This is a genomic window from Pseudomonas sp. SWRI99 (genome assembly GCF_014270125.1).
GTDB lineage: Bacteria > Pseudomonadota > Gammaproteobacteria > Pseudomonadales > Pseudomonadaceae > Aquipseudomonas > Aquipseudomonas hamedanensis.
This window is the reverse complement of sequence record NZ_JABWQR010000021.1, coordinates 109876-119192: the sequence shown is the minus strand read 5'-3', so window position 1 is coordinate 119192 and position 9317 is coordinate 109876. Positions and strand designations below refer to the sequence as shown.

General features: G+C 61.4%; 8 protein-coding genes. All 8 read right to left on the bottom strand.

Features of this window, described 5'->3' with window-relative positions; all coding sequences use genetic code 11:
• Positions 1–164: 164 nt before the first annotated feature.
• The 8 genes from lpxC to ftsW all read right to left on the bottom strand — a co-directional run bounded on the left by lpxC (position 165) and on the right by ftsW (position 9316).
• Positions 165–1076: a UDP-3-O-acyl-N-acetylglucosamine deacetylase gene (lpxC, locus tag HU743_RS18220; protein ID WP_007939852.1), complete on the bottom strand. Its 912-nt coding sequence runs from the start codon at positions 1074–1076 to the stop codon at positions 165–167.
• 112 nt (positions 1077–1188) lie between these two features.
• Complete coding sequence (gene ftsZ, locus HU743_RS18215; RefSeq protein WP_016986475.1) at positions 1189–2385, bottom strand: cell division protein FtsZ; 1197 nt, start codon at positions 2383–2385, stop codon at positions 1189–1191.
• Positions 2386–2489: 104 nt separating this feature from the next.
• Positions 2490–3749, bottom strand: coding sequence for a cell division protein FtsA (gene ftsA / locus HU743_RS18210; RefSeq protein ID WP_186549015.1), 1260 nt, complete (start codon positions 3747–3749; stop codon positions 2490–2492).
• Positions 3750–3764: 15 nt separating this feature from the next.
• The gene (locus tag HU743_RS18205; RefSeq protein ID WP_039761388.1) at positions 3765–4631 is read right to left on the bottom strand and encodes a cell division protein FtsQ/DivIB; all 867 of its coding nucleotides are present in this window, start codon (positions 4629–4631) and stop codon (positions 3765–3767) included.
• Positions 4632–4635: 4 nt separating this feature from the next.
• On the bottom strand, positions 4636–5595 hold the full coding sequence (locus tag HU743_RS18200; protein ID WP_186549013.1) for a D-alanine--D-alanine ligase: 960 nt from the start codon (positions 5593–5595) through the stop codon (positions 4636–4638).
• Positions 5592–7052, bottom strand: coding sequence for a UDP-N-acetylmuramate--L-alanine ligase (gene murC / locus HU743_RS18195; protein ID WP_186549011.1), 1461 nt, complete (start codon positions 7050–7052; stop codon positions 5592–5594). The genes HU743_RS18200 and murC overlap by 4 nt, the downstream gene beginning before the upstream one ends.
• Positions 7045–8115, bottom strand: coding sequence for an undecaprenyldiphospho-muramoylpentapeptide beta-N-acetylglucosaminyltransferase (murG, locus tag HU743_RS18190; protein WP_186549009.1), 1071 nt, complete (start codon positions 8113–8115; stop codon positions 7045–7047). The genes murC and murG overlap by 8 nt, the downstream gene beginning before the upstream one ends.
• Positions 8105–9316: a putative lipid II flippase FtsW gene (ftsW, locus tag HU743_RS18185; protein ID WP_186549160.1), complete on the bottom strand. Its 1212-nt coding sequence runs from the start codon at positions 9314–9316 to the stop codon at positions 8105–8107. Before ftsW ends, murG begins: the two co-directional genes overlap by 11 nt.
• Position 9317: the final 1 nt, after the last annotated feature.

Sequence of the window (9317 nt, the reverse complement as noted above, 5' to 3'; positions counted from 1 at the left end):
GCTCCCACAGTGGTTCTGGATGATGCTCTATTTCACGCTTGCCACAGATCCCTTTGTAGGAGTGAGCCTGCTCGCGATAGCGTCATCCCAATCAACACAAAAACCACAGACATAAAAAAAGGCCATCCGAGGATGACCTTCAAAAAACTAGAGAGGTTTTTTACTTACACGGCCGCAACCGGGCGCATGTAAGAGATTGGTGCGGTGCTGGCGTCTTCGAACGTCACCACTTCCCACGCATCTGTCTGCTCAATCAATTTGCGCAGCAGCTGGTTGTTCAGTGCATGACCGGACTTGAAGCCTTTGAACTCACCAATCAGGCTGTTGCCCAGCAGGTACAGGTCGCCAATCGCATCGAGGATCTTGTGTTTGACGAACTCGTCTTCATAACGAAGACCGTCTTCGTTCAACACGCCATCCGCGTCGACCACGATCGCGTTTTCAACGCTGCCGCCGAGTGCGAGGTTGTGCTTGCGCAAGTACTCGATATCACTCATGAAACCAAAGGTACGGGCGCGGCTGACTTCTTTTACGAACGAAGTGCTGGAAAAATCCACGCTTGCACTCTGGGTGCGGTCCCGGAATACCGGGTGATCGAAATCGATCTCGAAACTCACCTTGAAGCCTTCGAAAGGGACGAAAGTGGCGCGCTTGTCGCCGTCTTCCACTGTCACTTCACGCAGGATGCGGATGAATTTCTTGGCGGCGTCCTGTTCTTCCAGGCCTGCCGATTGAATCAGGAATACGAAGGGTCCAGCGCTGCCATCCATGATCGGGACTTCGGACGCGGAGAGCTCGACGTAGGCGTTATCGATGCCCAGGCCAGCCATGGCCGAGAGCAAGTGCTCTACCGTGTCCACTTTGACGTCGCCGTTGACCAGCGTCGTCGACATAGTGGTTTCACCGACGTTTTCCGCGCGGGCAGGAATCTGCACCACAGGGTCGAGGTCAGCGCGACAAAACACAATGCCAGTGTCGACAGGCGCAGGCTTGAGGGTCAGGTAGACCTTCTCACCGGAATGCAGGCCTACACCTGTGGCACGGATAATATTTTTCAGTGTGCGTTGTTTAATCATGGCTTGGGCCGCTTCAGCGCAAATTGCGAACTGGTATCAACAAAGGCTGGCGATGATAGCAGACCATGCCTTTGCTGAACACCAATCACCTTCATAGCCCTGATACATTCCATCAATCGGCCTGACGACGCAGGAAAGCCGGGATGTCCAGGTAGTCCAGGTCATCTTGCGGATTCATCTTCGCGGCAGCCGCAGCACCGGCCTGAGCCTGGTTGCGCATGACGGTCGGACGGTCCAGATCACGGTAGTTCACCGCTGGCGCTTCCTGACGGGCCGGAGCCGGTTGTTGCACCTGAGCCGAAGCCATGGAGGTGTGAACGGTGTTGTCGATGACCTTCACAGGCTTCTCGATTTTTGCGCCCAGACCGGTGGCAACCACAGTGACATGCAGCTCGTCACGCATGTCCGGATCGATCACGGTGCCGACCTTGACCATGGCGTGCTCGGAAGCGAAGGCTTCGATGATCGAACCAACGTCGGAGTACTCACCCAGGGACAGGTCAGGACCGGCGGTGATGTTGACCAGGATGCCGCGTGCGCCTTGCAGGTTCACGTCTTCCAGCAACGGGTTGCGGATTGCCGCTTCAGTGGCTTCACGTGCACGGTTCGGACCGCTGGCGCAGCCAGTGCCCATCATTGCCATGCCCATTTCGCTCATCACGGTACGTACGTCGGCGAAGTCGACGTTGATCATGCCCGGACGCTTGATGATGTCGGAGATACCGCGAACGGCACCGGCCAGGACATCGTCAGCCTTGGCGAAAGCCGACAAGAGGCTTGCGTCTTTGCCAAGGATGGTCAGCAGCTTCTCGTTCGGGATGGTGATCAGCGAGTCAACGCTTTCCGAAAGCATGCGGATGCCTTCATCGGCGATCTGCATACGCTTGCGGCCTTCGAACGGGAACGGACGGGTCACGACCGCAACGGTCAGGATGCCCATTTCCTTGGCCACTTCGGCGATGATTGGCGCCGCACCGGTACCGGTACCGCCGCCCATGCCGGTGGTGATGAACACCATGTTGGTGCCCTGCAGCACTTCGGCAATACGCTCGCGGTCTTCCAGAGCGGCTTGACGGCCGACCTCAGGATTGGCGCCGGCACCCAGGCCTTTGGTCACGCCAGTGCCCAGTTGCAGGATGGTCCGCGCGCCGATGTTTTTCAGCGCTTGAGCATCGGTGTTGGCGCAGATGAACTCAACGCCTTCGATGTTGCTCTTGACCATGTGATTGACAGCGTTGCCGCCGCCACCGCCAACACCGATAACTTTGATTACCGGGCTTGCGGGGATGTTGTCTACGAGTTCAAACATTTTCCCTCTCCTTACATTCTCTAGTTTTTTCGCCTACTGCATTTTTGTCGCGGTGCATCTACTGCTACTGCTTGCCGCTCGAAGCTTGACGCTTCGAACTGCGCTTAAAAGTTGCCCTGAACCCACTTCTTCAAGCGGTCCAGCAACGGCGCCTGTGGCTCGTCGTTGCTGTAGCTGTCGCGGCTGCCGATGCCGGAGAACGAAACCCCGTCGGACTGCTTCTGCAGGCCATACATCAACAAGCCCACGCCAGTGGAATAAATCGGGTTGCGCACCACGTCATCCAGACCTTTCACGCCATGCGGCACACCGAGGCGCACCGGCATGTGGAAGATTTCTTCGGCCAGTTCAGTGGCGCCTTCCATCTTCGACGTACCACCCGTGAGCACGATGCCGGCCGGGATCAGGTCTTCGTAGCCGCTGCGACGCAGCTCGGCCTGGATCAGCGTGAACAGTTCGTCGTAACGCGGCTCGACCACTTCGGCCAGGGCCTGACGCGACAGCTCGCGCGGTGGACGGTCGCCGACGCTTGGCACCTTGATGGTTTCACCGGCACCGGCCAGTTTGGCCAGGGCGCAGGCGTAACGGATCTTGATTTCTTCGGCGTACTGGGTCGGGGTGCGCAACGCCATGGCGATGTCGTTGGTCACCTGATCACCGGCAATCGGGATCACTGCCGTGTGGCGGATTGCGCCCTCGGTGAAGATGGCGATGTCGGTGGTGCCGCCGCCGATGTCGACCAGGCACACGCCCAGTTCTTTTTCGTCGTCGGTCAGCACCGAATAGGCCGAGGCCAGTTGCTCGAGAATGATGTCGTCGATTTCCAGGCCGCAGCGACGCACGCATTTTTCAATGTTCTGGGCGGCGTTGACGGCGCAGGTGACCACGTGAACCTTGGCTTCCAGACGCACGCCGGACATGCCCAGTGGCTCGCGCACGCCTTCCTGGTTATCGATCACGTAATCCTGCGGCAGGGTGTGCAGCACGCGCTGGTCGGCCGGGATCGCCACGGCCTGGGCGGCGTCGAGCACACGCTCAAGGTCAGCCGAGCTGACTTCGCGATCGCGAATCGCGACGATGCCGTGGGAGTTCAGGCTGCGGATGTGATTGCCGGCCACGCCGACGAATGCCGAGTGAATGCGGCAGCCCGCCATCAACTGGGCTTCTTCGATCGCGCGCTGGATCGATTGCACGGTGGACTCGATGTTCACCACCACGCCCTTCTTCAGGCCGCGGGACGGGTGCGTACCGATACCGACGATTTCCAGCGTGCCGTCGTCCGCGACCTCGCCTACCAGCGCCACCACCTTGGAGGTGCCGATATCCAGACCGACGATCATTTTGCCGCTTTGCACGTTTGCCATGGGTCCTGCCTCTTCTTAATTCTTTGCGACAGCGGGTTGGGCTGTCGTCGGCGCTACGGGTTCCCGCCAGCCAACGGCGAGGCCGTTGGCGTAGCGCAGATCGATCCGCGCGATGTTCGTAATCTGCTCTTTCAGCGTCTTGTCATAGATGGCGATGAAGCGGCGCATCTTTTCCACCAGGTTGCCGCGTCCCAGCAGCAACTCGATGCCGGGGCCGGAACTGCCGGCACCGGTGGTCAAAAACCAGCTGCCGCGTTCACGCAATTCCAGGCGTGCAATCGAAAAGCCCAGCGGGCGCAGCATCTGGCTCAGCACCTGATATTGCTGCATCACTTGCTGCTGAGCCCGTTGTGGGCCGAACAGCTGTGGCAGGTGTTCGTAGTTCGCCAGTTCCTTGGGCGTGAACGCCTGGCCCTGGTTGTTGAGCAACGACTCGTCCCCCCAACGCGCCACCGGCAGTTGCTCTTCGAGGCGGATCACCACCTGATCCGGCCACACCCGGCGCACTTCGGCGTGGGCAATCCAGGGCATCTGCTCAAGCTCGGTGCGCATGCCGGCGAGGTCGATGGTGAAGAAGCTCGACGCCACGAACGGTGCGATCCGCTGCTGCACCGCCTGCTGGCTGATGTAGCTGAGGTCGCCCTGCACCGCGATCTTGCTGATCGGCCGGTCGGCGTAGGGCAGCAGACGCTGTGCGCCTTCGTAAGTACCGAAGCCCAGCGCCACCAGCAGCACCGGCCAGAACAGACTTTTCAGAAAGCTGAAATTGGCTTTCGGCAGGCGCGCGGACATCGGCTCTTTCGCCACCATTCGGCTGGCACCCCGCGGCACCGGCTTGCGGCCGGGTGCGGGTGGCTGATGTCTGAGATGCGCGCCTTGCATGCCCTTAACCCCTCGACTCTTCAACGCTGGCCGCCAGAATGGCCAGGACCAGTTGCTGGAAATCCAGACCGGCGGCACGGGCCGCCATCGGCACCAGACTGTGGTCGGTCATGCCCGGTGCGGTATTGACTTCCAGGAACCAGAACTGCCCGTCGGCGTCCTGCATCACGTCTGCCCTGCCCCAACCGGCGATACCCAGCGCCTCACAGGCCTTGGCCGTGAGCTCCATGAGCTCTTGTTCCTTGGCGGCATCCAGCCCGCACGGAATGCGGTACTGGGTATCGTTGGCGATGTACTTGGCGTCGTAGTCGTAGAACGTGTGCGGTGTACCCAGGGCGATAGGAGGCAACACCTGGTCACGCAGGGTGGCGATGGTGAACTCCGGACCTTGAATCCATTGCTCGACCAACACTTGCGAATCGTAGGTACTGGCCGCTTTCCATGCGTCGATCAACTCGGACGCAGAACTCACTTTGGCCATCCCGATACTTGAACCTTCATGCGCCGGTTTGACGATCAAAGGGAAGCCCAGTTCCGTCGCTGCCGAAATACAATCGGCTTCGCTGCACAGCACGGCGTGACGCGGCGTCGGGATCCCGAGGCTGTGCCAGACCTGCTTGGTGCGCAGTTTGTCCATCGCCAGCGCGGACGCCAGAATGCCGCTGCCGGTGTACGGAATGCCCGCGCACTCGAGCAATCCCTGCATGCTGCCGTCTTCACCGCCACGACCGTGGAGAATAATGAATGCGCGGTCGATCTTTTCGCTGAGCAGACGCTGCAGGAAGTCCGCGCCAACGTCGATGCCGAACGCGTCCACGCCAGCGCTTTGCAGCGCCTCGAGCACGGCGTTACCGGATTTCAACGAAACCTCACGCTCGGCACTCAGCCCGCCGAAGAGCACGGCGACGCGGCCGAAGTCTTTCGGCGCGAGGGTGGAAAACAGCTTGGCGTAGGCAGCAGTCATTTCAACTTCCCCTCGACCGACGCCGCCACGGCGCCGGCGAACAATTCACTTTTCAACAGCTTCGGCGCGAGACCACCGATATCACCGGCGCCCTGGCACAACAGAATGTCGCCGGCGCGCAGCAGTGGCTTGACCAGCGGCGCCAGGTCGACGCCACGCTCGATGTAGATCGGGTCGAGCTGACCGCGCTGACGAATGCTGTTGCACAGCTTGCGGCTGTCGGCGCCGGGGATCGGCTCTTCGCCGGCCGGATAGACTTCCATCAGCAGCAGCACGTTGGCGTCGGCCAGCACATTGACGAAATCGTCGTACAGGTCGCGGGTGCGGCTGTAGCGGTGCGGCTGGTAAACCATCACCAGGCGCCGCTCCGGCCAGCCACCGCGCACGGCTTTGATCACGGCTGCGACTTCGGTCGGGTGATGACCGTAGTCGTCAACGAGCATCACGTGGCCGCCGTCCACTGGCAGTTCGCCGTAGACCTGAAAGCGTCGACCGACCCCTTGGAAACCCGACAGGCCCTGGACGATGGCTTCATCGCTGACGCCTTCGTCGGTGGCGATGCAGATGGTGGCCAGCGAGTTGAGCACGTTGTGGTTGCCGGGCATGTTTACCGACACTTCCAGCGGCTCGCGGTCTGGACGCAGCACGGTGAAGAAGGTCTGCATGCCTTGCTGGCGCACATTGATCGCGCGCACGTCAGCGTCTTCACTGAAGCCGTAGGTCACGGTCGGACGCTTCACCAGCGGCAGGATTTCACGCACCACCGGGTCGTCCAGGCACATCACCGCCAAACCGTAGAACGGCAGGTTGTGCAGGAACTCGACGAAGGTTTTCTTCAGTTTGTTGAAGTCACCGTCGTAGGTCGCCATGTGGTCGGCGTCGATGTTGGTGACCACGGCCACCAGCGGTTGCAGGTGCAGGAAGCTCGCATCGCTTTCGTCAGCTTCAGCGATCAGGTAGCGACTGGTGCCAAGCTGGGCATTGGTGCCCGCCGCATTCAGACGACCACCGATAACGAACGTCGGGTCGAGGCCACCGGCGGCGAACACCGAAGCGATCAGGCTGGTGGTGGTGGTTTTGCCGTGGGTACCGGCGACGGCAATGCCATGGCGGTAGCGCATCAGCTCGGCGAGCATTTCGGCACGCGGCACCACTGGGATACGGCGCTCGAGCGCAGTCGCGACTTCCGGGTTGGAGGTGTTAACGGCGCTCGACACCACCAGCACATCAGCGGCAGCAGCGTTCTCGGCCCGGTGGCCGATGAAAATCTGCGCACCGAAGGATTCCAGGCGCTCGGTGACCGGCGACGCTTTGAGGTCGGAACCGGAGACTTGATAGCCCAGGTTCAACAACACTTCGGCGATACCGCACATGCCCACGCCGCCGATGCCGACGAAGTGGATGCGACGGATGCGGCGCATTTCCGGTTGTGGCATGGCTTTCTGATTCTCAACCATGGGCCACCTCCAGACAGGTATCGACCACGCTACGGGTGGCATCGGGTTTGGCCAGTCGGCGGGCCGCTTGGGCCATTGCTTCGAGTCGTTGCGGTTGCATCAAGACCTCTGTCAGGCGCGCGGCAAGGTCCGCGGCACCAGTCGTTCTTTGCGGCATCAGGAAGGCAGCGCCTTCGCGGGCCAAATAATCGGCGTTGCGGGTCTGGTGATCGTCGATCGCGTGGGGCAAAGGCACCAGCATCGAGGGCAGACCGGCGGCCGCCAGCTCACTGATGGTCAGCGCGCCAGCGCGGCACACCACCAGGTCAGCCCAGCCATAGGCCTGGGCCATGTCTTTGATGAACGGCTGCACTTGCGCGTCCACGCCCGCGGCGCGGTAACGCTCGGCAGTCACTTCATCGTGATTTTTGCCGGCCTGATGAAACACTTCCGGGCGCAAGTCGGCAGCGACTTGGGCCAGGGCTTCAGGCAGCAACTTGTTCAACGGCTCTGCGCCCAGGCTTCCGCCCAGGATCAGCAAACGCGCTTTGCGCCCGGCCAGCGCCGGTCGCGGTGTATCGAGGAACAGCTCGCTGCGCACCGGATTACCGGTGGTACGGCGGCTGTCCGACAGAGTAAAGGTGTCGGGGAACGCTTCACACACCCGGGCGGCGAACGGCACCAGCAACCGATTGGCGGTGCCGGCAACGGCGTTCTGCTCGTGAACGATCACCGGCACACCGGCCAGTTTCGCGGCCAGACCGCCGGGGCCGGTCACATATCCACCAAAGCCCACCACGCACACCGGCTTCAAGCGGCGCATGATCGCCCGCGCCTGCCACACCGATTTGAGCAGCATCAATGGCGCCTTGAGCAGCGACAGCTTGCCCTTGCCGCGCAGACCGCTGGCGTTGATGCGGTGCAGTTCAAGACCTGCCGCCGGCACCAATTCGTTCTCGATCCCGCGTGGCGTGCCGAGCCAGTGCACGGTATAGCCGCGCGCCTGAAACTCGCGGGCACAGGCCAGCGCCGGGAACACGTGGCCGCCGGTACCGCCGGCCATGATCAATACGTTAGCGCCCATGAGTCGGCTCCTCGGCGAAGTCGCTTTCATGGAATTCCATCTCTTCGCTGCCCAGGTGGGTTCGACTCTCCCACTCGATGCGCAGCAACAAGCCCAGACAGGCGCAGCAGATCACCAAGGAGCTGCCGCCATAGCTGAGGAACGGCAAGGTCAGGCCTTTTGTTGGCAGCAGGCCGACGTTCACGCCAATGTTGATCAGGAACTGACCAATCCACAGGAACGACAGACCGTAAGCCACGTAAGCGGCGAAAAACTGTTTGGCCTTCTCCGCCCACAGGCCGATGTACATGCCGCGAATACACACGAACACGAACAGCGCGACGGTGCACAGCGAACCCACGGCGCCAAGCTCCTCGGCCAACACCGAGAACACGAAGTCGGTATGCGCTTCCGGCAGGTAGAACTGCTTCTGCACGCTGTTGCCCAGGCCAACGCCCAGCCACTCGCCGCGACCGAAGGCGATCAAAGCCTGGGAAAGCTGATAGCCGGCGCCGAACTGGTCGGCCCACGGGTCGGCGAAGTTGGTCAGACGCGCCATTCGGTACGGCTGCATCTGAATCAACAGCACCACTGCGCCAACCGCCAGCACCACCATCAGCGAGAAACGGAACAGCCCGACCCCGCCAAGAAACAGCATCGCCGCCGCCGCGCCCATCATCACCACAGTGGCACCGAAGTCCGGCTCCATCAGCAACAGGCCGGCCATCGGCAGCAGCACGATGAACGGCTTGAAGAAGCCCATCCAGCTCTCGCGGACTTCTTTCTGGCGGCGCACCAGATAACCGGCGAGGTAGATCACCACAAACACCTTGGCGATTTCCGAGGGCTGCACGTTGAAGAAGCTGAAGCCGATCCAGCGCATCGAACCGTTCACTTCGCGGCCGATGCCCGGGATGATCACCATCACCAGCAGACCGAAGGCGCCGAGCAGCATCAACCAGCCGAGGCGTTGCCAAGTGGCAATCGGGATCATCATGGTGACGATGCACGCGCCCAGCCCCAGCACCACATAGATAAGGTGGCGAATCATGTAATACAGCGGGCTGCCCGACTGCGCCGCCGCCACTTCGGTGGAGGCCGAAGCAATCATGATCAGGCCCAGACCGAGCAGCGCCAGACAACCGGCAAGCATCGGGAAGTCGAGGTCAATGCCCCGCCCGGTGATCAGCGGCGACGGATACGGCTTGATGATGTTTCTCAGG